Origin of the sequence: Streptosporangium brasiliense, assembly GCF_030811595.1 — a bacterium.
Taxonomy (GTDB): domain Bacteria; phylum Actinomycetota; class Actinomycetes; order Streptosporangiales; family Streptosporangiaceae; genus Streptosporangium; species Streptosporangium brasiliense.
In genome coordinates this window covers 3,433,688-3,456,840 of sequence record NZ_JAUSRB010000002.1, presented here as the reverse complement: position 1 = coordinate 3,456,840, position 23,153 = coordinate 3,433,688, and the positions used below count along the sequence as shown (strand labels likewise).

25 protein-coding genes and 1 tRNA gene are annotated in these 23,153 nt (G+C 71.3%); 9 read left to right on the top strand and 17 right to left on the bottom strand.

Features of this window, described 5'->3' with window-relative positions; genetic code table 11:
* Positions 1-188 precede the first annotated feature (188 nt).
* Positions 189-1,106, top strand: coding sequence for an SCO6745 family protein (locus tag J2S55_RS24575; protein ID WP_306865385.1), 918 nt, complete (start codon positions 189-191; stop codon positions 1,104-1,106).
* Here J2S55_RS24575 and J2S55_RS24570 read toward each other — a convergent pair.
* From J2S55_RS24570 to J2S55_RS24560, 3 genes are all read right to left on the bottom strand, one after another.
* The gene (locus J2S55_RS24570) at positions 1,091-1,468 is read right to left on the bottom strand and encodes an STAS domain-containing protein (RefSeq protein ID WP_306865382.1); all 378 of its coding nucleotides are present in this window, start codon (positions 1,466-1,468) and stop codon (positions 1,091-1,093) included. The genes J2S55_RS24575 and J2S55_RS24570 overlap by 16 nt on opposite strands.
* A gap of 167 nt (positions 1,469-1,635) precedes the next feature.
* On the bottom strand, positions 1,636-3,417 hold the full coding sequence (locus J2S55_RS24565) for an APC family permease (protein WP_306865380.1): 1,782 nt from the start codon (positions 3,415-3,417) through the stop codon (positions 1,636-1,638).
* 555 nt (positions 3,418-3,972) lie between these two features.
* Complete coding sequence (locus J2S55_RS24560) at positions 3,973-6,894, bottom strand: glycosyl hydrolase (protein WP_306865377.1); 2,922 nt, start codon at positions 6,892-6,894, stop codon at positions 3,973-3,975.
* 462 nt (positions 6,895-7,356) lie between these two features.
* On the opposite strand from J2S55_RS24560, the gene J2S55_RS24555 reads away from it, so the two are divergent.
* Both J2S55_RS24555 and J2S55_RS24550 read left to right on the top strand, forming a co-directional pair.
* Positions 7,357-7,722, top strand: a complete 366-nt coding sequence (locus J2S55_RS24555) for a hypothetical protein (protein WP_306865375.1) — start codon at positions 7,357-7,359, stop codon at positions 7,720-7,722.
* A 176-nt stretch (positions 7,723-7,898) separates the two neighbouring features.
* Complete coding sequence (locus J2S55_RS24550; protein ID WP_306865373.1) at positions 7,899-8,078, top strand: hypothetical protein; 180 nt, start codon at positions 7,899-7,901, stop codon at positions 8,076-8,078.
* 205 nt (positions 8,079-8,283) lie between these two features.
* Here J2S55_RS24550 and J2S55_RS24545 read toward each other — a convergent pair whose 3' ends face one another.
* The 4 genes from J2S55_RS24545 to J2S55_RS24530 all read right to left on the bottom strand — a co-directional run bounded on the left by J2S55_RS24545 (position 8,284) and on the right by J2S55_RS24530 (position 10,919).
* Positions 8,284-8,523 (bottom strand): hypothetical protein, encoded by a 240-nt coding sequence (locus tag J2S55_RS24545; RefSeq protein ID WP_306865370.1) that lies wholly within the window; start codon positions 8,521-8,523, stop codon positions 8,284-8,286.
* A gap of 314 nt (positions 8,524-8,837) precedes the next feature.
* Positions 8,838-8,911 (bottom strand) — tRNA-Lys (locus tag J2S55_RS24540).
* A gap of 101 nt (positions 8,912-9,012) precedes the next feature.
* Positions 9,013-9,666, bottom strand: a complete 654-nt coding sequence (locus tag J2S55_RS24535; RefSeq protein ID WP_306865367.1) for a response regulator — start codon at positions 9,664-9,666, stop codon at positions 9,013-9,015.
* Positions 9,663-10,919 carry a sensor histidine kinase gene (locus tag J2S55_RS24530; protein ID WP_306865364.1) on the bottom strand — a complete coding sequence of 419 codons (1,257 nt, stop codon included), beginning with the start codon at positions 10,917-10,919 and terminating at the stop codon, positions 9,663-9,665. Before J2S55_RS24530 ends, J2S55_RS24535 begins: the two co-directional genes overlap by 4 nt.
* Positions 10,920-11,050: 131 nt before the next feature.
* Between J2S55_RS24530 and J2S55_RS24525 the strand changes: the two genes are divergently transcribed.
* Both J2S55_RS24525 and J2S55_RS24520 read left to right on the top strand, forming a co-directional pair.
* Positions 11,051-12,247: an alpha/beta hydrolase family protein gene (locus J2S55_RS24525; protein WP_306865361.1), complete on the top strand. Its 1,197-nt coding sequence runs from the start codon at positions 11,051-11,053 to the stop codon at positions 12,245-12,247.
* Between the two features lie 158 nt (positions 12,248-12,405).
* The gene (locus J2S55_RS24520) at positions 12,406-12,780 is read left to right on the top strand and encodes a PRC-barrel domain-containing protein (RefSeq protein WP_306865358.1); all 375 of its coding nucleotides are present in this window, start codon (positions 12,406-12,408) and stop codon (positions 12,778-12,780) included.
* Positions 12,781-13,048: 268 nt separating this feature from the next.
* On the opposite strand, the gene J2S55_RS24515 is transcribed toward J2S55_RS24520, so the two are convergent.
* Complete coding sequence (locus J2S55_RS24515) at positions 13,049-13,645, bottom strand: nucleotidyltransferase family protein (protein ID WP_306865355.1); 597 nt, start codon at positions 13,643-13,645, stop codon at positions 13,049-13,051.
* A 66-nt stretch (positions 13,646-13,711) separates the two neighbouring features.
* Between J2S55_RS24515 and J2S55_RS24510 the strand changes: the two genes are divergently transcribed.
* On the top strand, positions 13,712-14,248 hold the full coding sequence (locus tag J2S55_RS24510) for a DUF6328 family protein (RefSeq protein WP_306865352.1): 537 nt from the start codon (positions 13,712-13,714) through the stop codon (positions 14,246-14,248).
* Between the two features lie 22 nt (positions 14,249-14,270).
* On the top strand, positions 14,271-14,420 hold the full coding sequence (locus J2S55_RS24505; protein WP_012894286.1) for a GPGG-motif small membrane protein: 150 nt from the start codon (positions 14,271-14,273) through the stop codon (positions 14,418-14,420).
* Between the two features lie 170 nt (positions 14,421-14,590).
* Here the strand turns inward: J2S55_RS24505 and J2S55_RS24500 are convergent, their stop codons facing one another.
* Both J2S55_RS24500 and J2S55_RS24495 read right to left on the bottom strand, forming a co-directional pair.
* Positions 14,591-15,304, bottom strand: coding sequence for a metallophosphoesterase family protein (locus tag J2S55_RS24500; protein ID WP_306865341.1), 714 nt, complete (start codon positions 15,302-15,304; stop codon positions 14,591-14,593).
* Entirely contained in the window at positions 15,301-15,546 is a 246-nt protein-coding gene (locus tag J2S55_RS24495) for a BON domain-containing protein (protein WP_306865339.1), read from the bottom strand. The genes J2S55_RS24500 and J2S55_RS24495 overlap by 4 nt, the downstream gene beginning before the upstream one ends.
* Before the next feature lie 148 nt (positions 15,547-15,694).
* Between J2S55_RS24495 and J2S55_RS24490 the strand changes: the two genes are divergently transcribed.
* Both J2S55_RS24490 and J2S55_RS24485 read left to right on the top strand, forming a co-directional pair.
* Positions 15,695-16,915: a glycosyltransferase gene (locus tag J2S55_RS24490; RefSeq protein ID WP_306865337.1), complete on the top strand. Its 1,221-nt coding sequence runs from the start codon at positions 15,695-15,697 to the stop codon at positions 16,913-16,915.
* 19 nt (positions 16,916-16,934) lie between these two features.
* Complete coding sequence (locus tag J2S55_RS24485; RefSeq protein ID WP_306865334.1) at positions 16,935-17,930, top strand: SDR family oxidoreductase; 996 nt, start codon at positions 16,935-16,937, stop codon at positions 17,928-17,930.
* Positions 17,931-18,125: 195 nt separating this feature from the next.
* On the opposite strand, the gene J2S55_RS24480 is transcribed toward J2S55_RS24485, so the two are convergent.
* From J2S55_RS24480 to J2S55_RS24450, 7 genes are all read right to left on the bottom strand, one after another.
* Positions 18,126-18,344, bottom strand: a complete 219-nt coding sequence (locus tag J2S55_RS24480; protein ID WP_306865329.1) for a DUF4235 domain-containing protein — start codon at positions 18,342-18,344, stop codon at positions 18,126-18,128.
* Between the two features lie 166 nt (positions 18,345-18,510).
* Complete coding sequence (locus J2S55_RS24475) at positions 18,511-18,774, bottom strand: DUF6458 family protein (RefSeq protein ID WP_306865328.1); 264 nt, start codon at positions 18,772-18,774, stop codon at positions 18,511-18,513.
* A gap of 301 nt (positions 18,775-19,075) precedes the next feature.
* A complete protein-coding gene (locus J2S55_RS24470; RefSeq protein ID WP_306865325.1) occupies positions 19,076-19,912 on the bottom strand; it encodes a MetQ/NlpA family ABC transporter substrate-binding protein in 837 nt (278 codons plus the stop codon).
* A gap of 87 nt (positions 19,913-19,999) precedes the next feature.
* Positions 20,000-20,629 carry a DUF305 domain-containing protein gene (locus tag J2S55_RS24465; RefSeq protein ID WP_306865322.1) on the bottom strand — a complete coding sequence of 210 codons (630 nt, stop codon included), beginning with the start codon at positions 20,627-20,629 and terminating at the stop codon, positions 20,000-20,002.
* A 58-nt stretch (positions 20,630-20,687) separates the two neighbouring features.
* Entirely contained in the window at positions 20,688-21,566 is an 879-nt protein-coding gene (locus J2S55_RS24460; protein WP_306865320.1) for a lytic polysaccharide monooxygenase auxiliary activity family 9 protein, read from the bottom strand.
* A gap of 188 nt (positions 21,567-21,754) precedes the next feature.
* Positions 21,755-22,117: a hypothetical protein gene (locus tag J2S55_RS24455; protein ID WP_306865317.1), complete on the bottom strand. Its 363-nt coding sequence runs from the start codon at positions 22,115-22,117 to the stop codon at positions 21,755-21,757.
* Between the two features lie 115 nt (positions 22,118-22,232).
* Entirely contained in the window at positions 22,233-23,141 is a 909-nt protein-coding gene (locus J2S55_RS24450) for an NADP-dependent oxidoreductase (RefSeq protein ID WP_306865315.1), read from the bottom strand.
* Between the last annotated feature and the right edge of the window lie 12 nt (positions 23,142-23,153).

Here is a 23,153-nt window from a genome sequence, read left to right as displayed (position 1 = left end):
GTGACATATCCCTATAAATCATGTGAAGGCCGTTGGAGCCCGCCGCGCGGGAGGGCGGACGTCCGGGAGCGTTCCCCGCCGGACCGCCGGGAGCACCGCCTGGCGTCCGGCCGGGAACCCTGCCTGGCGTCCGGCCGCCGTCCGGCCGGATACTGATCGACGACCCGCCACCGCTGGAAGGAACGCGCATGAACGCCGATGTCCCCCGCGTGATGTGGCACCTGCTGGAGCCCCTGCACGCCGTCACCTACTTCGCGCCCGAGGCGCGGCAGGCCGCCGACGCGGCCGGCATGCGCGGGTTCTGGATGGGCTACTTCGCGATGCGGGCGGCGCCGCTCGGACCGGTCGGCCCGGACGTCGTCACCGCCGCCTTCCACGGCTTCCACCCCGGCCGGGTCTCCCGCGCCCTACCCGACGCCTGGACGTTCGCACCCCCCGCCGCGGTGCTGCGCGCCCGGCTCGACGGCGCCGGAGCCGCTCTGCGGCGCCTGCTCGCCGGCGCGCCGGCCGGCCCGGCGGACGTGGCCGCCGCCGCCGCGCTCGCCTGGGAGGCCGCCGGACACGCCGACACCGCGGGGCGGGTGCTGGGCGCGGCGAACCAGGCCCTGCCCGCGCCGGACGAGCCGTACCTGAAGCTGTGGCAGGCCGCGACCACGCTGCGCGAGCACCGGGGCGACGGGCACGTGGCCGTCCTCGTGGCCCACGGCGTGTCACCGGTCCAGGCCCACCTGCTCAAGGCCGCGGCGGACGAGACCGGCATCGACGTCCTGCGCGCGGGGCGGCACTGGGCTGCGGACGACTGGGCGGCCGGCGCCGCCGGCCTGCGCGAGCGAGGGTGGCTGGACGGCTCGGACCGTCTGACGGCGCTGGGCGCGCGGGAGCGGGACCGGATCGAGCGGCTGACCGACGAGGCCGCGGCCGGTCCCTGGCGGGCCCTCGGCGAGGAGCGCACCGCCGCCCTCTCCCGGCTGCTGCACCCCCTGGCCACCGCCGTGGTCGAGTCGGGCACGCTCCCGGTGCCGAACCCGATGGGCCTGTCCTGGCCGCCCGTCCTCCCGGTCCTCCCGGGCGGGGAGGACGCCCCCCGGACTCATCCGGAAGCCTGAGGTCCTCCGTCGGAGGCGTACTTCAGGGAGCCGACCACGTCGGCGTCGATGGAGAAGAAGCTGTAGAGGTCGGTCATGCGCAGCAGCCGCTCGAAGTGGCCCTGCGCGCCCGCCAGCCGCAGCCACCCGCCCGCGTCGAAGGTCAGGGCCATCCCGCTGAGGAACGTCCGCAGGCCGTTGGAGTCACAGAAGGTGATCTCCGCCACGTCGAGGACGATCCTGACGTTTCCACCGGACACCAGCCCGCGGACGGCCTCCCGCAGCAGCGGGCTGGTGTTGCGGTCGATGTCACCTTCGACGGTGAGCACGGCACAGCCCGCCTCCTCGTGATGGGTGACGTGGATGACCAGGTCTCTACTCATCGCGCTGTCTCTCCCATGCACCGACGATGCGGCCCGCGCCGGCTGCTGTCCAGACTGATCAAGGTATACCCGTCCCGTCCGGCGGGTCGGGCGACAGTCAGGAGACATGTGCGTAACGGCGCGGGCCGCCGGCCGGAGGCCACGCGGCCGGCGCGGCTATCGCCGGGTCAGCCGACGTGGACCATGGGGCGCCGCTCGGCGACGGGCTCGGCCTGGCGGATGACCTCGCGGGTGAGCGGGGGGACGTCCCCGCCGCCGAAGACGAGATACCGCAGGAGCGCGCCGACGGGGTTGCCCTCGGCCCAGTGGAAGTAGACGTTGGGCTGCTTGCCGGTCTCGTCGCGCAGGTGGAGCAGGATCGCCGCGATCGCGTTGGGGATGGTGGCGCTCTCCACCCGCAGGATGCGGAAGCCGTAGCGCTCCTCGCCGATCACCCGCAGCTCGGAGGTGAACTCCGAGGCGTCGGGGACCGTCACCTCCAGGAAGATCAGCCCTTCGGCACGCCGGAGCCGGTGGCGCTCCCACGCCTCACGGGCCTTGTCGACGTACTCCTTGCAGTCGCGGGCGTTCGGCTCGTTGGCGATCAGATGGATCTCGGCGGCCTCGTTGATGTACCGGCGGGCCTCGTCGTTCATGGTGATCTTCGTGACCCGCAGCTCGGTCGACCGGGTGGCCCGGGAGATCAACGAGGTGACGACGATCGCCAGGACGAAGAACAGCGCGATCACCAGGCCGTCGGGGCGCTCGATGATGTTGGCCACCGTCGCGTAGGCGAAGATCAGCGTGACGGTCCCGAACGGGATCGCGACCTTCGGCCGGCCCTTCTTCCACGCCGAGAGCGTCACCGCGACCGCGGCCGACAGGATGAGCGCCAGCACGCCGGTGGCGTAGGCGCCGCCCTGGGACTCCACGTCCGCGCCGAAGGCGAAGGTGATCGCGAAGGACACGAGTGTGAAGACCAGCACCATCGGTCTGGCCGCGCGTGACCAGTCGGGCGCCATTCCGTAGCGCGGCAGGTAGCGCGGCACGATGTTGAGCAGGCCCGCCAGCGCGGAGGCTCCGGCGAACCACAGGATCGCGATCGTGCTGATGTCGTAGGCGGTGCCGAACCAGTCGCCGAGGTAGCCGTGGGCCAGGTAGGCCAGGGCGCGCCCGTTGGCCTTGCCCCCCTCGGCGAACTCCTCGGCCGGGATCAGCAGGGTGGTGGCGAAGCTGGAGGTGATCAGGAAGACACTCATGATGAGCGCGGCCGTGGTCAGCAGCTTCCTGGCACCCTTGATCCGCTCCGTCAGGTCGCCCTTGACCAGCGGCATCACCGCCACGCCGGTCTCGAACCCGGACAGGCCCAGGGCGAGCTTGGGCATCACGTAGAGGGAGACGGCGATCATCGCGATCGGGCTGGAGTACTCGGCGGTCAGCGCCGTCCGCCAGTCGGTGATCACGCTGGGGTCGGCGACGACGTGCTGTACGGCCACGGCCAGCACGACCACGTTGAGGATCAGGTAGACGGCGACCAGCACGACGGCGATGGAGATCGCCTCGCTGAAGCCCATGAGGAACACCGTGCCGAGCGCCGCGATCAGCACCAGGGTGACCGGCACCTGCCAGCCCTGCCAGGTCTCGGGGACGAACGGGTTGTGCAGGATGTGCGCGGTGGCGTCGGCCGCCGACAGGGTGATCGTCACGATGAAGGCGGTGGCCACGAAACCGAGCAGGAACAGCACGAGCAGCTTGCCACGCCAGCCGGGCAGGAGGCTCTCCAGCATCGACAGCGAGCCCAGGCCGTTGGGACTCTCCTTGGCGACGGCGCGGTAGGTCGGCAGCGCGCCGAACAGCGTCAGGGCGACCAGCAGCAGGGTGGCGACGGGGCTGAGGGTCCCGGCGGCCAGGGCGGCGATGCCGGGCTGGTAGCCGAGGGTGGAGAAGTAGTCGACGCCGGTCAGGCACATGACCTGCCACCAGGCGTGCTGCTTGTGCGGAGTCTCTTCGTGGTGGGGCCCGGGGGTCTTCAGATCAGGCCGGTGCAGACCGTCAAGTAACCATTTTCGGATCCCAGAGCTGGTATCCGGCGGGGTCGACATGGTCAACCCGGTCACCCCCTGCGCTCAAAGTCATACATAAGAGAGGAACACTACCCATGCTGGATGGTCGCCCTCCGGTCAGCCGTCCCTTCTTCCGGACCCCTTCCCCCGCTCCGGGAAACGAACGTGCGCACGTCGGCGAGAGAGCGCGCCGGTGTGCGCGAGAGGTGGCCGGGATCCCCCGACCCCGGCCACCCCGTGCGCCGGAGGACCGGCCCGCCGCGGAAGGCGCGCTCCCGCGGCGGGAGCGCGCCTTCCAGCAGGTCGGCGCCTTCCGGGGGACCGGTGCCTTCCGGCAGGCCGGCGCCTTCCGGCAGGCCGGCGCCTTCGGACGGACCATGTCCTCCGGCGGACCGCGTTTTCCGGTGGGCCGTGCCTTCCGGTGGGCCGCGCCTTCCGGCGGATCGGCGCCTTCGTGGTGGATCAGCCGAACGGCAGCCGTACCAGGGAACGGTCGCCGGTGCCGAGGGTGGTCGTGCCGCCGCCGATGGCGTTCCAGACCTCCACCCTCACCCGGCCGCCGGACAGGTCGCCGAGCGTTCCGGAGGAGGACTGCAGGCCGGCGGCCTGGGTGTAGTGCTCCCAGCCGGCCACCGGGTCGGTGGCGAAGTAGCGGTAGGTCTCCACCCGGTCCCAACTCCCGTCACCGGTCAGGTCATAGGAGACCCGGAGCTGGACGCCGTTGGCGACCGTGGTGCCCGCGTCCACGGAGAGGTCGAACGCGGTGGCCCCGCCGTTGTGGGCGGCGGTCAGGCCGGTGGCCGTGAAGACCTGCGCGTTCACGGGCGTGCCGTCGTGGTTGCCGTTGGCCGCGGCCAGCGTGACGGTGCCCGCCGTACCCGGGGCGCCCGGCAGCCCCCCGCCCGCCTGCGGGTAGCGCGTCGCGGCGAAGGGGCCCACGGTGGGAGTGGGAGTCGGGGTGGGCGTGGGCGTCGGGGTGGGACCGGAGCCGCCGCCGGCGTTGCCGCCGCTCCAGGTGTGGGCGCCCGAGGTGACCGTCTTGCCGGCCGGGACGTTGAGCACGGTGCCGTTGGAGAAGGTCACCGTGATCGCGGCGCCGGTGATGTTGGACGCCACGTAGGTGCGGGCGCCGTTCTTGCTGAACACCTTGGCCAGGGGATGGTCGGCGGTGACCGAGGTGTCCACCGTGCCCAGGGCGGCCAGGTTGCGGATCCAGTGGAAGGTGTGCGCCCTGCTCTCCCCCTCCTCGGAGGTGAGACCGCTGTTGGCGCGGAAGTTCGCCAGGGCGGCGTCCCCGTTGCCGAGGGCGAGGAACTCCCAGAGGATGTCCCGCCACACCGTGGGCGGCCCGCCGTTGTTCCTCGTCAGCTCGTTGTAGTTGGTGGTCACGTAGCCGGGGTTGTCGCCCAGGTAGAAGTGGCCGCCGGTGACGGGCAGCATGTTGATGCCCTGGATCATCTCCGGCTCGGCGCTGAACCAGGTGGCGTAGGCGCCGCCGTCGCCCCAGACCATGCCGACCGTGCTGTGGCCGAAGGCCGCGGGGAAGTTCTGGTCGCGCACGTCGAACCAGTACTCCCGGATCGCCGCCGCCTGCGTGGTGTAGATGTAGACGCCGGCGTCGCGGACCGCCGTGTTGCCGGTGGCCTGGCCCCACTGGATCAGGGCGTTGGCGAAGTTCATGCCCTCGGACGAGGACTCCTGGTTGTTGCCCGCGCCGAAGGCCCCGTGGCCCGACGCCCAGTCGTGACCGGCGTAGATGTCGAAGTCGCGCAGGTAGGGGAAGCGCGTGTCGCCGCGGTCGTAGTTGTTGGCGTCACGGATCAGCAGGTCGACCATGCCGCCGTAGCGGCCGGCCCGCGCCCAGTCCGGGTCGAACTTGGCCAGGGTCGCGGCGGCCGCGATGTAGTAGCCGTAGTGGAAGTGGTGGTCGTTGAGCTCCTGGTCGGAGCCGTAGGAGGCCGGGTAGCCGATCAGCGTCCCCCAGGTGGGGTCGAGGTAGAAGACCCGTGAGGTCTTGCCCGGCGAGGCGGTGAACCAGTCGGTGAGACGGGTGCGGATGGCGCCCAGGGCCGCGTCGCGGACCGAGGTCAGGTTGAGCTGGTCGGCGATCTCCGCGATGCGGGCGGCGCGGCCGAGTCCCTTGCCGGTCCAGTAGGTGTCGTCGCCCCGGTTGTCCATCGGGTTGCCCTGCTCGGCGTTGAGGAGGGCGGTGACCGTGGCGAGGTCGGCTCCGCCGCCGTCGCCGACGGCGGGCACCTCGGGCAGCACGCCGGTGTACTTCATCGACGTCCTGAACTGCGTCCCGGTGACGATCTTCATCTGGCCGCGCGCGGAGGTGTAGGTCTGCGGCAGCGGCGTGGAGCCGGTCAGGTGGTTCCACTGGTGCGGGTAGAGCGCGATGACGGTGCCGGTGGCGGTGCCCTGCCTGGCCGTGGTGGTGAAGGCGTACGTCGTGCTCAGCGTGGCGCTGCCCGGGGTGTAGGAGTAGGAGACGCGGGTGCCGGTGACGTGCGCGTGCGCGTACTGGCCGTAGGTGCTCGCCAGGGCGGCGCGGTCACCGCCGGCCGGGAGCACCGCCACCGAGAAGAAGCCCTTGCCCGCCAGGGAGGAGCTGATCGTCGTCCCGGCGACCGTCCAGGTGGCGCCGGCGGGGGCGTAGGCCACGTAGTCGTGGCCGTTGGCGGTGAAACCGACGGTGGCGCCGCTGTTGGACCACACCGCCGGGGCACCCGAGGTGGTGATCCGCGCGTCGCCGCCGGTGACCTGGAAGTAGGCGAACGGCAGGCCGTGGCCGATGGTGGCCTTCATGGTCCGGCCGCCACCGCTCCAGTACGGCGTGACGGTCCAGTCGCTCCAGCCGTCGACCTTGACGTCGGGCGAGTTCAGCCCGGCGACGCCGACCCGGATGTCCTGGACGTAGGGGTAGTGGAACTCTCCCACCCCGGTCGCCGTCCCGCTGATCGCCGGGGTGGTGGTGTAGGAGAAGCCGAGGCCGTCGCCGAAGGTGTCGTAGGAGATCGGGTGGGCGTGGAGCGGCTCGCCGTAGGCGCAGTCGGTCCGCTTGTAGAGGATCGACGACCACCAGTCGTTGGTCGGGACGGCCCCCGCGGGCGCGTTGGCGGTCACCCACTGGCGCGGGTTGGTGGAGACGGAGCCGCAGCCGGTCGGCAGCGAGCGGCCGGCGGGCAGGGTGTCCGCGTAGCTGCCGGCGCCGACCGGCGCCGCCTCCGCGGAACGGGTGAGGCCGAGGCCGAACATGCCGGCCACCATCGCGGCGGCGACGCCGGCGACGAGGGCGCGCCCGCGGGTCCAGGGACGGCGGGCGGGCCGCCTTTCGCGGGGCTGCGGACTGTCCGGACCCGTGGTCCGGCTCGATGGATGCATGGGGGGTGCCTCCGGGAGAAGTGGGGGGATCCGAGGCGGGCTGATCGAGAGAGCGCTCTCTTGACCGCGAAAGTAACGGCCCGTTCCATTGGCGTCAATGTTTCGCTTCGGTAACGGATAAGTAAAGGAAAGAAGTGCAGGCGGGAGAGGTCTCCCGCGAAACATGGGCTCATCGCGCCAGAGAAACACGACAGAGACCGCCGGAAGGCCGATCGCCGGTCGGGCGCCAGCCATCCCTTCACATGTGAGAGCGCTCTCATTACCAGGAGCTGTCCGCGGCCGGCCGCCGGGTGCGCGACACCCCGGGCCACCATCCGGGGCGGAGGCGCCGCCCGGGGATGACCACAGCAACCCGAGTCGGCGAAACTCACCGCGCGGTGACAAAACCAAGGCTGGACACTCCGTGTAGCAGCTTATTTACTTTCCGTGACCACTCCAGCACCCCCTGTCCCGGGAGACACCATGCGAAGCAAGAGGCTCACGACCATCGCCCTGGCCGCCCTCGTCGGCTGCGCGGGCCTGACGGCGCTGTCCGTCACGCCCGCCGGAGCCTCCGCGCCGGCGGCGGCCCCGGCGGCGGCCGACTTCACGGGTTACCAGATCGTCAAGCTGCCCAACGCCAACGTCCCCAACTTCCAGCGCCGCACGGTCCGCTGCCCCAGCGGCAAGAAGGCCGTCGGCGGCGGCGCCGAGGCGCAGGGCAACGACGCGATCCTGGTCGGCTCCTTCCCCACCGATGACGGCGCCGGCTGGATCGGCCTCGGCCGCCAGAACAACTACAGCGACGTCGGCATCAGCGTCTACGTGATCTGCGCCAACGTCAGCTAGCCCCACCCGCCCCCCCAGCTCTGGCCAGACCCCCGCGGGGTCTGGCCAGAGCCTTTCTGTCGCGGGACTCGCCGCCCCCGGCTCTGTCGCGGGACTCCCCGCCTCTCCCGACACCGGGTCGCGATCACCCCCGGCCGCCGAAAGATCACCCAAGCGAGAACAGGGAGGCTTCACGAGTGAGGCGCCTGCGACACCGCTTCGACAATCTCATCTCCCGGGGAGTCTGGGCGATGACCGGCCTGCTCGCCGTCGTGGCGCCGGTCATGGCGGCCGCCGGCGCGGCGGCCGTCCTCGCGCCGTTCCGTCCGGGAGCGGCCACCCACCCGGCGGGGGCCCACCGGGCCGAGCCGACCTGAACAGCACTCCGTCCAGCGCGCGGGCCGCACGGGACCACCAGGAGACCAGGACACGGACCGGCGCGTCACCACCAGGCGGCCAGGACACGGACCGGCACGTCACCGCCAAGCGGCCAGGACACGGGCCGGCGCGTCACCGTCAAGCGGTCAGAGCGCGGGACCACCAGGCGGTCAGGGCAGGGACCGGCACGTCACCGCCGGGCGGTCAGGGCACGGCGAGGGTGGCGGGGTCGACCTGGACGGCCGCGCTGAGGGCCCAGCGCATCCGGGCCTCGTACGTCTCGGGATGGTCTCCGGCCTCCTGCGCGACGCAGGCGGCACAGGAGGCGATGTCCTCGTGACAGGCGCGCAGACCGTCTTCGATGACCGTACGCACCTGCTCCGGCGAGGGATGGTCGGATGCCTGCAACGTGGAGGCGAAAAGGATCTTTGCCAGGTCGGACACGCTCATCGTGGTCGGCATCATCTGCCCCTCTCTCCGGGACCTGCCGGTTACACGGAACCTCGGCGGTGCCCGTTGATCGTCAGCCTCGTGTTCTCATCTCCATCGTCTCGCCTGATACCGACATTTTTCGCGAATCAGACAAGGAGCTTGAAGGGTACGAACATTGCTCTATTCGGCTATACCCATCGATCCACGCGGTGATGCGGCCCAGTGGCCACACCGATCATCCGGAAGGGGTGCGGCCACCCGGGAAACGCGGAGAGCCCGGGAAACGCGGGAAGCCCGGCCGTGACACGGCCGGGCTTCCCGTCAGGTGCGCCGCCAGGGACTCGAACCCCGGACCCGCTGATTAAGAGTCAGCTGCTCTAACCAACTGAGCTAGCGGCGCTTGACCTCGACAAGAATACCGGATTCGGAGCCATGGTCCGTACGTGAGATGACATGTGCCGGTCGCGGCCCCGCCAGAGAGCAGCCCCGGTCCGTCCCCGCCTAGCCCGGGAACGGGCCCGCGTCGTGGACGAGGATCGCCGCCTGGACCCGGTTGGCCAGGCCGAGCTTGGCCAGGGAGTTGCTGACGTGCGCTTTGACGGTCGCCTCGCTCATCGTCAGCTCGCGGCCGATCTCGGCGTTGGACAGGCCCCGGGCGACCTCCCGCAGGACCTGGCGCTCACGGTAGGTGAGCACGGCGAGCCGCTTGCGCGCCGCCTCGGCCGGCGACGGCCCCTTCTCCGCGAAGGAGCTGATCAACCGCCTGGTGACGGTGGGGGCGAGCATGGCGTTGCCGGCCGCGACCGTGCGGACGGCGGCGGCGAAGTCTCTCGGCGGCGTGTCCTTGAGCAGGAAGCCGACCGCGCCGGCACGGAGGGCCAGGTGGACGTATTCGTCGATGTCGAACGTCGTCAGCATGATCACCTTGGGGGGATCGGGCAGCCTGCCGATCTCCGCCGCGGCGGAGAGGCCGTCCATGCCGGGCATACGGACGTCCATGAGGATGACGTCCGGGCTGAGCCGGACGGCCGCGCCGACCGCCTCGGCGCCCTCGCACGCCTCACCGACGACCACGACGTCGCCGGTGGCCTCCAGGATCATGCGCAGGCCCGACCGGACGAGCACCTCGTCGTCGACGATCAGCACTCGGATCACACGACCCCCTCCACCCGCTCCGCCGGAAGCCGGGCGGACGTCCTGAACCCGCCGCCGGGCAGCCTGCCGACCTCGAACTCGCCGCCCGCCAGCTCGACGCGCTCGCGCAGCCCGGTCAGGCCCAGCCCGGCGCCGGGCAGCGGCTCGGCCGCCGCCGTCGACAGGCCGTTGTCCACCACCACCTCGAACGTCCCGGGAAGATATCGCAGGAAGACGGCCGCGGACGCGTCACCGGCGTGCTTGTGGACATTGGTCAGCGCCTCCTGGACCAGCCGGTAGGCGGTCCGCTCCACCATGGCCGGCAGCGGGCGGGCCATGCCCTCGTCGTGCCGGCTGACGGGGATGCCCAGCGACCTCGACTGGTCGAGGAGCCGGTCGAGGTCGGCGAGCGTCGGCTGCGGGGCGAGGGGGACGCCCTCGCCGCCGCCGGGGCCGCTCCCGCCGCCGTCGGGGCCGACCGCCACGGCGCCGGGGTAGGGCGAGCGCAGCACGCCGAGCACCTCCCGCAGGTTGACCAGCGCCTCCCGGCCGATGGCCTGGATGAGGGCGGCCTCCTGCGCACTGCGCTCCTCCAAGGTCCGCACCTCCAGCGCGCCGGCGTGCAGGACCATCAGCGACACCCGGTGCGCGACGACGTCGTGCATCTCGCGGGCGATCCGCGTGCGCTCCTGCGCCCGGGCGCGGTCGGTGCGGTCCCGCTGGTCGCGTTCGAGCCGTTCGGCGCGCTCGCGCAGCGCGACGACCACCTGCCGGCGGGCGTTCACCCACAGGCCCGCGACCAGCGGCAGGGCCACCAGCGCCGCCAGGGGCATGGCGCCGTCCACCACGGTCTCCGTCACGGTGCGGCGGGCGCCGTCGGCCACCGCGTCGGCCACCACGGACCCGCCCATGACCGCGGTGGCGGCCAGGGCGTAGGCCACGACGTCGATCAGCCGCCGCAGGCCCGTACCCGCGTGGTAGGAGGCGATGACCACCGCGGGCCACAGCCCGAACGACACCCAGCCCACGGCGGCCATGACGGACAGCGGCCACCGGGTCCGCCGTACGGCCCCCGCCGCCAGCGCCGACGCGGCCAGCACCGGGAGGAAGCCGGGATGCCGCCAGAGCGAGGGCGCCTGCGTCAGGCCGTCTCCGGACACCCATGACAGCAGTAGGACGGCCAGGCCCAGCGCCCAGGGGCCGCTCCGGTCGATCAGATGGCTGACCCGCCTCAGCACCTGGCCGCCGACCGGTGCCGCCTCGCCGTACTCCACGGGTCCGAGCCTAAGGCGCTCCGGTGGAACGCGCCCGCGACGAACGTCGGGCCGACCCCCTACGAAAGTCGCAGCTCTCCGACCGCCCCTCGGCCGAGGCGCTCCCGGCCCCGCGCCGGGAGGGTGTGCCCATGCCAACCTCGATTCTTCGCGGCGCCCTGGCCGCCGCCGTCGCACTGCTCGCGTTCGCGACGCCGGCCGCCGCGGCGGCCGGCGCACCCGCCGCACCGGCCTTCCCCTCCCCCTCGCCGAGCGGCGCCCCCACCGCGCCGAAGTCGGCCCTCGCCCTGCCCAGGCCGACCGGCCCGCACCGGGTGGGCATGACGACCCTGCACCTGGTCGACGGCTCCCGCCCGGACCCGTGGGTCCCCGAGGAGAAGTCACGGCAGCTCATGGTCTCGCTGTGGTACCCCGCGCGGACATCCCACGGACGGCGAGCCCCCTACATGACCGCCGAGGAGTCGGCGCTGACGCTGAAGGGGCAGAAGATCACCGGCGTGCCCGGAGACGCCCTGAGCAAGATCCGGACCAACGCGCTCGTCGACGTCCCGCCGATCGGCCGCAGGCACGCCGTGCCCCTCGTCGTGCTCTCGCCGGGGTTCACCATGTCGCGCAGCTCGCTGACGGCCCTGGCCGAAGACCTGGCGAGCAGGGGTTACATCGTGGCGGGGATCGACCACACGCACGAGGCCTACGGCACCACCTTCCCCGACGGCCACACCACGACCTGCGTCGCCTGCGACGAGCAGGCCGAAGACCTCTGGAAGTTCGGCGACAAGGCGACCAGGAGCCGGACAGCCGACGTCTCCTTCGTGCTCGACCGGTTGACCGGGCCGAGTCCCGCCTGGAAGGGCGGCGGGCTGATCGACCGCTCCCGGATCGCGATGGCGGGCCACTCCATCGGGGGCAACAGCTCCGCCTGGACCATGCTCAACGACTCCCGGGTGCGCGCCGGGATCAACATGGACGGCACCTTCTTCGTCCCGATCCCCGGCGAGGGGCTCTCCCGGCCGTTCCTCATGCTGGGCGCCGGAGAGGTCCACGAGCCGGGCGGGAAGGACTTCACGTGGGGCCGCGACTGGAAGGGCATGACCGGCTGGAAGCGCTGGCTCACCCTCGACGGCGGGGACCACGGGTCCTTCACCGACTACCCGCTGCTCCTGGAGCAGTCCGGCATCGACCTCGGCCTCCCGGTCTCCGGGGCCCGCTCGGTGGAGGTCACCCGCGAATACGTCGGCGCCTTCTTCGACCTGCATCTGCGCAAGCGGTCCCAGCCGCTGCTCGAACGGCCCTCCCGCCGTTATCCCGAGGTCAGGTTCTGGAGCTGATCTCGACCGGTAAGAGCTCTGATCACATCCAATGATTCTCCATGTGAGTGGGCAAGTCGTGGATTTAATTCCATTCGATGGCGCGTGTTCCGTTTAGCCCTCATGCCTCGGGTACGAGAGTTGAGCCCGGAGAATCAACCGAAAGGGAGATACGAACTATGTCGTCCGAGCTCTGGACCTACCGGACCGATGTCTACGACGTCAACAAGAGCCTCGACATTGCGGGCTATCACGTAGAGGCCACCGACGGAAAGATCGGTTCCGTCGACGAGGCCACCTACGACGTCGGCGAGAGCTACCTCGTCGTCGACACCGGACCGTGGATCTTCGGTAAGAAGGTCATGCTCCCGGCGAGCACGGTCACCCGGATCGACCCGCAGGAGCGCAAGATCTACGTCTCGCGCACCAAGGACGAGATCAAGCACGCTCCGGAATTCGACGAGGCCACCTTCAAGGAGCCCGTCTACCGCGACACCGTCGGCGACTACTACAGCCGCTTCCCCCTCGGAGGCGGCCCTGGCGCCACGTACTGACGCGCACGGTGAACAGGGAGGGCCCCGCCGCCAGGCGGGGCCCTCCCGCCGCGTCCTGACCCTTCTCCCACATTGAGCCCCTCCCAGGCCGCGCCCCTCCCACACCGAGCCCCTCCCGCGAGCTCCTCCCAAACCCGAGTCCCTCCCGCGCCGAGCCTTCTTCACACGCCCCGGGCCCTCCCGCGACGCCCGGAGGCAGCCGCGGCAGGGCCCGGGTGCGGACCACCGAGGGCGGCGGCCAGGGCCAGGGCGCGCAGGGCCGGGGCGGTCAGGGCCAGGACGGGTCGTCGGCGGGTTCGGGGAGGTGGGGGATCACCTTGAGCCGCTCCAGCAGGGTCAGGAAGGTGAACGCGTACGGCGATGCCTGGACGACCGCCGCGACCCGCTCCCAGTCGACCTGCTCGCGCAGCGCCCGCACCTGGGGCAGCAGCGAGCTGTAGTCGCAGCTGTGCTCCGAGAGCGGCAGCAGCCAGGAGATGACCAGGTCGGTGGCCTCCAGGACGGGCAGGATCATCGCCGACGCCTTCATCGGCTCGGCGCGCTCCAGCAGTGCCGGAGTGACGGGGTGGTCGCAGATGGAGAAGATCAGGTCCACCAGCCTTCCCTCGTCGTACGCCTTGACCAGCCAGTCCTCCGGAGGCTTGGCCGTCTCGAAACCCAGTCCGCGCAGCGCCTCCAGGGCGGTCGGCACATCCTCCTGCGGCAGGACGAAGTCCACGTCGTGCAGCGAGGGCGCGGCTCCGCGCGCATACGCCGCGCACCCCCCGGCGAGTGCGAACCTGACGTCCGCGTCCTTCAGCCCGCTGCTCGCCCGCTTCAGTGTTTCCAGGATCGCATCGGTTACCTCGTGACTGTGGCTTCCCATTTCCCTCGCCTACCCCGTAGATCTCCAGGTAGGCATGGCAAACCTTGACTCGGGTAGGTGGCCCGCATGAATCAGCCGGAACAGGTACAGAACGAAGAGGCGGGGCCCGATGAGAGCAGCAGGACGGAGAATCCGGAGCCGGGAGAGAGCCACAAAGAGCGGGTGGACCGGGAGCTCGCCGAGCTGCTCCAGGGACTGCGCGTCGCCGTCACCGGTGTCCAGGTCCTGTTCGCCTTCCTGCTGACGCTGCCCTTCGCCGCCGGCTTCCACAAGGTGGACCTCCTGGGCCGCTGGCTGTTCTTCATCGCGCTGCTGAGCGCCGCGCTGGCCTCCATTTGCTTCATCACCCCCGCCGCCCAGCACCGCCTGCTCTTCCGGACGGGCCTGAAGGAGAAGATGCTGCACCGCGCCAACGAGCTCGGCGTCGCCGGAGCGGTGGGACTGGCGATCGCGATGACCAGCTCGGTGGCCCTCGTCGCGGAGACGGTCATCAACAGCTGGCCGGCCGTGCTGTTCGGTGGCACGGTCGCGCTGGCCAGCGGCTGGCTCTGGATTCTGCAGCCAATTGTCGATCTGTATCGGAGCAAGGATGTTAAGTCGTGAATTGTGAGGGCAGTCCCTAGTTATGGCTACTTTGCTCTGGATCATCGCAGTCGTTCTCGTCGTCGCCGGGATCTATGTAATCCTGGCCCGCCGCGACCTCCTCTGGGGGATCGTCCTTATCGTCCTCGGCTTCCTCGTCGGTCCCGGAGGTGTGAGCATCTTCAATGTGTGATGCGGGCGATGGCTCGCAGAACGTCCGCACCAAACACCAAGTCGCCCCGAATTACCATCAGAAGCCTCAGCGGGCCGGGTTCTCACCCGGCCCGCTTCTTCACGCCCTCACGACTTCATTTCTCCGTGGTTTCATCTCTTCGCGATTTCACCGCCGCAGGGCCTCCGGGACTACAGGCAGTACACCCCGTACGCCCGGCCCAGCACCGGCAGCGCCACGTTGCGCACCCGGACGCCCCCCGGGGTGACGCCCTTCTCCGTCCCGGCGTGCGCGTGACCGTGGACGATCAGGTCGGCGCCCTCCGCGTCCACCGCCTCGGCCAGCAGGTAGCTGCCGAGGAAGGGATAGATCTCCAGCGGCTCCCCGTGCAGGGTGTCCTTGACCGGCGAGTAGTGCGACAGCACGACCCTCCGGTCCGCCTGGAGCTCCTTGAGGGCCACCCGCCAGCGCTCCGCGATCCGCTTGGTGTGCCCGACGAACGCCTTGATCTCGGGCTCGCCGAAATCGCTGGCGCACTTGCCGGCGTATCCCCCGCCGAAGCCCTTGCCGCCGACCACGCCGAGCCGTACTCCGTCGATGTCGAGCACGGTCGAGTCGTCGTGCAGGACCGTGATCCCGGCACCGGACAGCAGGGCCGCGATCTCGGCGGGCAGGTCGGAATGGTGGTCGTGGTTGCCGAGCACGGCGACCACGGGGATCGGCAGGTCGCGGAACTCCTCCGCCACCACCCGCGCCTCCTCCAGGGTGCCGTGCCGGGTCAGGTCCCCGGCCAGCAGCAGCACGTCGGCGTGCTCCTCGACGCCCTCCAGTCGCGCGCGGTAGCTCCCCCTCAGACTCTCGTCCAGGTGCACGTCTCCGACCGCCGCGATCCGCAGCTCTCTCACAGCCTCTCCTCCTCCCCCGGACCCCGGACGTCCATGACGGTGATCTCGTTGTGGACCGTCAGGCCGGGAGCCGCCTCGCCCGCCACGTCGGCGATCAGCGCGCGGCGCTCGGCGCCGGTCACCTGGCCGCGCAGGAAGAGCTGCTCACCCCGGACGTCCACCCGGATGCCGAGCTCGTGGGTTCTCTCGTCCTCGGCCAGCGCGCGTTGCACACGCGCGGCGACGTACTGCGGCGCCTCCATCGTTGAACTCCTCTCTTCAAAGCGGTCGCGTTCCCGAGAAACCCGAGGTCAAACGCGTTTAAAACGCTCATGAGGGGAAGGAGAGCCAGTCGGATGCCTAAGACGCAGGCACGTCGCCGCCGCATGCCGCGCCACGGGAGCCGTGCCCATGAAGATCGCGATGGTGTCCGAACACGCCAGCCCTCTGGCCACCGTCGGCGGTGCCGACGCCGGGGGACAGAACGTCCACGTCGCCGCCCTCTCCCGCGCCCTCGGCGCGCGGGGACACGAGGTGACCGTCTACACCCGCAGGGAGACCACCGCCCAGCCGGAGGAGGTCCGCTTCGCCCCCGGGGTCACCGTGGTCCACGTCCCGGTCGGCCCCGCCGAGACCATGGCGAAGGACGACCTGCTCCCCTGGATGCCGGACTTCGGCCGGTGGCTCGCCCGGCGCTGGCACGCCACCCCGCCGGACCTGGCCCACAGCCATTTCTGGATGAGCGGCCTGGCCACGCTGGCCGCCGCCCAGGACACCGCGGTGCCCACCGTGCACACCTTCCACGCCCTCGGCACGGTCAAGCGGCGTCATCAGGGGCCGGCCGACACCAGCCCGCGCGAGCGCGTCGGGACCGAGAAGCTCATCGCCCGCCAGGTGGACGCGGTCATCGCGACCTGCGCCGACGAGGTGGCGGAGCTGGGCCGGATGCGGGCGCCCGGCGTCCGCACCCGGATCGTCCCCTGCGGCGTCGACCTGGACGCCTTCACCCCGACCGGCCCGAGGATGGACCTCGGCCCCGGGCCGGTCCTGCTCGCCGTCGGCCGGGCGGTCCCGCGCAAGGGGGTGGAGACCACGATCCGGGCGCTGCGCCACGTTCCGGACGCCACGCTCGTGGTCGCGGGCGGCTCCCCCGGCGAGCCGGAGCCGGCCCGCCTGGCGCGGATCGCCGGCATGTACGGCGTGGCGGACCGTGTCCGGTTCCTCGGCAGGGTGGCCCGGCAGGACGTCCCGGCGCTGATGCGCGCGGTGGACGTCGTGGTCAGCGTGCCCTGGTACGAACCGTTCGGCATCGTGCCGCTGGAGGCCATGGCCTGCGGCGTGCCGGTGGTCGCCTCCGCCGTGGGCGGCCACCTGGACACGGTCGTCCCCGGCGTCACCGGCCTGCTGGTGCCGCCCCGCAAGCCGGCCGCTCTCGGCCGCGCCCTGCGCGAGCTGCTCGCCGACCCGTTCCGGCGCACCGCCTACGGCGTCGCCGCCGCCGGCCGGGCGAGATCCCGCTACGGCTGGGGCCGGGTCGCCGACCAGACCGTCGCCGTCTACACGGACGTGCTCACCTCTCGCGGCCGGTCACTCGGCATGACCGGTGCCTGCCCGGGTACGGGTGCCGCCTGAACCGGAGGAGGAACCGATCATGAAGAACAAGGTCGTGGTGGTGACCGGGGCCAGCGGCGGGGTGGGCCGGGCGGTGGTCCGGCGGCTGGCCGCCCGCGGCGCCACCGTGGCACTGATCGCCCGGGGCACGGCCGGTCTCGGCTCCGCCGCGGTGGAGGCCGGCGCGGCGGGTGGCGCCGGGCTGGTCTACGAAGCCGATGTGTCCGACTACCAGCAGGTCAGGGATGCCGCGGAACGGATCGAGCGGGAGGTCGGGCCGATCGACGTCTGGATCAACGTGGCCTTCTCGTCGGTCTTCGCCCCCTTCACCGAGATCACACCGGAGGAGTTCGAGCGGGCCACCCAGGTCACCTACCTCGGCTATGTCTGGGGGACGCGGGTGGCGCTGGATCTGATGCGCCCCCGCAACCGGGGAGTGATCGTGCAGACCGGCTCGGCTCTGGCCTACCGGGGCATCCCGCTGCAGGCGGCCTACTGCGGGGCCAAGCACGCGATCAAGGGGTTCACCGAGTCGGTCAGGACCGAACTGCTGGGGGAGCGGAGCGGGATCCAGATCACCATGGTGCAGCTGCCCGCGCTGAACACTCCGCAGTTCTCCTGGGTGCTGTCCAAGCTGGGCCGCCACCCGCAGCCGGTGCCGCCGATCTACGAGCCCGAGGTGGCCGCCCGGGCGCTGGTCCACGCGGCCGAACACCCCGGACGGCGCGAATACTGGGTGGGTGGCTCGACGGCCGCCACCCTGCTCGCGCAGCGGATCGCCCCCGGGCTGCTCGACCGCTATCTGGCCCGGACCGGCCGGGACAGCCAGCAGACGGCGGCCCAGCCCCCCACGGGCGTGGCCAACCTGTGGAGGCCCGCCGACGAGGACGACGACTACGGCGCCCACGGCACTTTCGGCCGCCGCGCCCACGCCCGCAGCCCGCAGGCCTGGCTCTCCCGCCACCGTCGCCTGGCCGCCCTCACCCTGGCCGGCGGGGCCGTCGCCGCCGCGGTCACCCGCCGGGCGAGGGCCTGACGGGCCCGGCGGAGCCCCGGAGTCGCGGGGCTCTCGCCCCTCGGGCCCCCGGCCCAGACTCGCGGCCCGGATCTCCGCGGGGACTCCCGGCCCGGACCCGCGGCCCGGATCTCCGCGGGGACCCCCGGCCCGGATCTCCGCGGGGACGCGCCGAGCCCCCGGTCCGTCAGACGGGCCGGGGGCTCCCGGGCGAGATCACTTGCCGGTGGCTCGGTGAATGCTCCGCGCCGCGGACCTGTCGATCGCGGCCTTGACCACGCCGAAGATCGCGCCCTGGATGGCCGCCGCGACCAGGATCTCCCTCCAGCCGTACTCGTCGGACGTCGCCTGGGGCGCGTCATCCTTGCCCGAGGCGAACTTCCAGACCTGCTTGAAGATGGCTCCTGCGATGGCACCGCCGAGCATTCCGCTCACGGCGCTCGTCCCTCGGGATACGACCCTGCTCAACGTCCCGTCCTCCGTTTCACACTTGATGAGAGGCCCCACCTACCCGGCACGCGCGGACGCTAACGGGCGCACCGGCGCGGAGTGGGCGGTCAGGCCCTGGAAACCTCGGCTCTCGTACCGCGGAGTGGACGGGTCACACGACCGGGGGGTCGTTGTAGTGGCGCTCCTCGTAGACGCGACGGTGGGTCACCGGGTCCTCGACCACCGTGGTGGTGGGCGTCTCCACGGCCCGGCGGGCGACGCTGAGGCGGTAGATCGCGAACAGCAGCCACGCGAGACCGCCGAGCATCAGGATGACGCCGACGATGTTGATGTCGAACCCGGCGATGTCGAACTCGACCGCCCAGGTGAGAATGGCGCCGAGCATGATGAGGATGATGCCGCCTGCGATGGTCATGGGATTCCCTCCTTCGAGCCAACGCCTCATCCCCTATCCCCCACACGGATCTCAAACGTCGCGCCGCGTGGCCCGCCACGGGGCACGGCCGCCCGGCCGCGGTCACGGCCCCGCCGATCCCGGGAGAAGCACGGGCGTCCGGCCGCCGTCACGCCCCCGCCGGCCTCGGGGGGAAACGCGGGCGTGCGGCCCCGTCGGCCCCGGAAGGGCCCAGGTCACCCCGGGAAACAGATCCGCCGCGCGGCCCCGGCCGAGATTCCCGGCGGGGGCCGCGCGGCGGCGGGGTGGCGGGGTGGCGAGGTCACTGGCCGGCGGGCAGGACCGCTCCCTTGTACTTGTCCTCGATGAACTTCTTGACCTCCGGACCCTGGAGGATCTCCGCGAGCTTCTTGACGCGGGGGTCGTCCACCTTGGCCGGCACGGTCACCAGGCCGTTGGCGTAGGGGTTGCCCTCACCCTTCTCCAGGATCAGGGAGTCGGTCGCCGGCTGCAGGCCGCCCTCCAGGGCGTAGTTGCCGTTGATGATCGCGGCGTCCACGTCCTCCAGGGAGCGGGGAAGCTGGGCCGCCTCCAGGGGCTTGAACTGCAGGCCCTTGGGGTTGTCGGCCACGTCGCGCTCGGTGGCCTTGACACCGACGCCCTCCTTGAGGGTGATCACCCCGTTGTCGGCCAGGAGCTTGAGCGAGCGGCCCAGGTTGCTGGTGTCGTTCGGCAGGGCCACCGAGGCGCCCTGGGCGAGCTCGGCGACGTTCTTGATCTTCTTGGAGTAGAGGCCGAGCGGCTCGATGTGGACCGGGGCGACCCAGCTCAGCTTGATGTCCTTGCCCTTGGAGAACTCCTCCAGGTACGGGATGTGCTGGAAGTAGTTGGCGTCCAGGTTGCCCTCGTCGAGTTGGGTGTTGGGCTGGACGTAGTCGGTGAACTCGACGATCTCCAGGTTCAGCCCGGCCTTGGCCGCGAGGTTGTCCTTGACGTATTTGAGCACCTCGCCATGGGGCACGGGGTTCACCCCGACCTTGAGCGGGGCGTCGGCCTTGGGTGCCGCGGCGGGCTCGGCCGTGTCGGTCGAGGATCCACCGCAGGCGGCGAGGCTACCGGCCAGGATCAGGCCTGCCACGACCCCGAACAACTTACGCATGACTCTCCCTATTTCCTTTACACTAGGTAGGAAATATTCCATACCGGAGAGCGTGCGGACAAATCGATCATCGGACCCGCGGTCCGATCACTGGCCCAGCAGCGCCAGGATCTGCTTGATCTGCGCCGTGCGCGAGGCGTCGATCCGCGCCGCCAGCGCCTTGACCTCGGCGTTCAGGCCGGTGCTCACCTCCATCCTGGCCATCTGGACGGCGTCGTCCTGCTGGGCGATCAGCATGTTGAGGAACTTCTTCTCGAAGTCGGCCGGGGCCGCTCCGGCGACCGCGGCGATCTCCGCCTTGCTCACCCCCGGCATGCCTCCGTGGGCGGCGTGCTCGCCGGGCTCCGCGCCGATGGGCCGACCCCAGTCGATCAGCTGTTCGGCCATCGACGCGGCCTCCACCTCCTGGGTCGTGGCGATCGCCGCCGCCAGTGTCCTGACCTCCTGACGGGTGGTCCGCACCGGCGCCAGCCGGACCAGCTCCACGCCCTGGCCGTTGTGGGCCGTCATCATCTGCAGGAACATCACGTCGGCGGGGTTGAAGTCCTTGCCCGCGACGGCGGTCCCGCCCGGGGTGCGGGCGGCGCCGTGCCCCGCGTGGGCGCCACCATGCCCGGCGGAGGCGTCACCGCGGAGCTCCTGGATGCTGTGGGCACCGCAGCCGGCGAGCAGGAGGCCCCCCAGGACGGCGAGGGCGGCGAGGGCGGTGCGCTTCATCGTGGACTCCTCTCCGGGGTGGGGCCGGGGCGGTCGTGGCCGCCCCGGCCGGTCTGGATCAGACGCGCTGCCACAGCGAGGGGACGTTCGGCGGCTCCCAGCCCGGCAGCGCGGTGTGCGGCTGCAGGCACTGGTAGGTCAGGCCGCCGTAGGTCACCCGCGTGCCCGCCGTGTAGGCGGTGCCCGCGCTCCAGGCGCCGCCCGACTGGGTCGAGGTCGGCGTGGGGGTCGGGGTCGGGGTGGGTGTCGGGGTCACGGTCGGCGTCGGGGTCGGCGTCGGGGTGGGGGTCGGCGTCGGGGTGGTGCCGCCGCCGAAGTCCACGTCGGAGCAGGTGTAGAAGGCTTCGGTGCTGCCCACCACGCGCTGCCAGATCGAGTAGACGAGCTGGCGGCCGCTGCGCTGCGGGAGGTTGATCGTCCAGTTCGTGAACGTGCTGGGGTTCTGGTTGTTGAACGTCTTGATGGGCTCCAGGTCCGCCCAGCGCAGCGGCTGGGTCGGGTCCCAGCTCTGCTTGGTGATGTAGAACTCGAAGTTGCTGTTGGCGTGGGGTGCGGTCGCGTGGTAGGTGATCGTCAGCGGCCCCGGGGAGACCCGGGTGGCGGGCCAGTCGGCCCTGGCGAGGTCGAGCCCGCGATATTTGTCACGCCCGGCGCTGCACAGCTTGCCGTCCGGGATGATCGCACGGTGGTTGCCGCCGGCCTCAAGCCGGGAGACTTCGTGCCAGTCGTAGAACGCCTGGGTGCCACCGGCCGCGACGGCCGCCTTGCACGCCTCCGACTTGGGGGTCTCCGGCCCCTCCGTCTTGCAGACGTAGGCGCGGCTGGGCGGGTTCGACATCGATCCGTGCGCGACCGCCGGGGCGGACGGCAGCAGGGCGAGCAGAGATCCAACAGTGAGCGCGGCGGCCGCGGTGGCCGCCTTGTGTCGCAGATGCACGTGGACTCCTCCTACAGGGGGATGGAGGTGGGACATGTCCAACGGCCGACGGATAGCACGTTATTAACAAGAAACCTTACTAAAAATTCGGTCCCCGATGCCATAGGTTGCGGCACATCCGAAGAACGATTCCCGCGCCGCGGCCCCGCCCTCCCGGCCCGGGGCGGGGCGGGGCCGTCGGGGCGGGGTCAGTAGAACGCGTAGCACTCGACTTCGGATCGACGCTCCGTCAGCCCCGCCTCCACCGAGTGCTGGACGCACGCGGCCTCTCTCTTGCTGAGCGACAGCTCCCCGCAGACCGTGACCCCCGAGTAGGTCCGGCAGTCGAGGTCGGAGTTCTCCCGCCCGATCCGGTAGTTGCGCTCGACCGCCGAGCGACACTCGCTCTGCAGCCGCGCCGAGTCGGCGTACCGGCACTGGTCCATCAGCGCCTGGTACTGGTCCGGGCCAACCGGCGTGCTGCCATCCCGCGCCTGCGCAGACGCCCCCGTCGCGACGATCCCAGAGGTGGCGACGATGAACAGTGCCGCCGCATGCATGAGTTTTCTCACGATGGCTCCCCCCGCCATACGGTCCTCAAAACGGACTTTACATGGGAAACGTCACTTGTTGTGTGCGTGTCACCACACTTCTCTCGGTTAAACGCGGAGATGATCTGAAGTTCGCTCAGCCGACGGCGAGGACGACCTTGCCCCGGCCGTGGCCGGTCTCGACCTCGCGGTGGGCGTCGGCGGCCCGGTCCAGCGGGTAGGTCCGGCGGACGTGGAAGGTGAGCCTGCCGTCGGCGTAGAGGTCGGCGAGCTCGGCGAGACGGGAGGCCAGCCGCACCCCCTGGGTCAGCTGGACCCCCAGCTCCTCCGCCCTCTCGTGCTCGACCAGCGTGACGACACGCTCGCCCTTCACCAACTGCAGCGACACCTCCAGCGCCGCACCGCCCGCGCCGTCCAGGACCATGTCCACCCCGCCGGGGGCGAGGGCGCGCACCCGCTCCAGCAGGCCGTCGCCGTACGCGACGGGGGTCGCGCCGAGCGAGCGCAGGTAGTCGTGGTTCTCCTCGCGCGCGGTGCCGATGACCCGCGCCCCCCACAGCCGGGCGAGCTGCACCGCGGCGGTGCCGACCGAGCCGGCGGCGGCGTGGACCAGGACCGTGTCCCCCTCCCCCACCCCCAGCTGCCTGAGGGCGATGTGGGCGGTCTGGGTGCCGGCGGTGAAGCCGCCCGCCACCTCCCAGGGCATGTTCGCGGGCTTGGCCGTGACGTTCTCGGCCGGGACCACGACGTACTCGGCGTAGGAGTTCAGCAGGTTGAAGCCCAGCACCTCGTCACCGGCGGAGACCCCGCTCACCCCCTCGCCCACCTGGTCGACGATCCCGGCGAACTCGTTGCCGGGGATCCGGGGCAGGCCCCCGGTCACCCCCGCCGGGCTCCACCCCTGGCGCACCGCGACGTCGAACGGTTGCACGCCCGCCGCCTTGACCCGCACCCGGACCTGCCCCGCACCCGCCTCGGGGGTCTCAAGCTCCATGACCCGCAGCACCTCGGGCCCGCCGAACTCGGAAAAAGCAGCAGCCTTCATCGGAAACTCCTC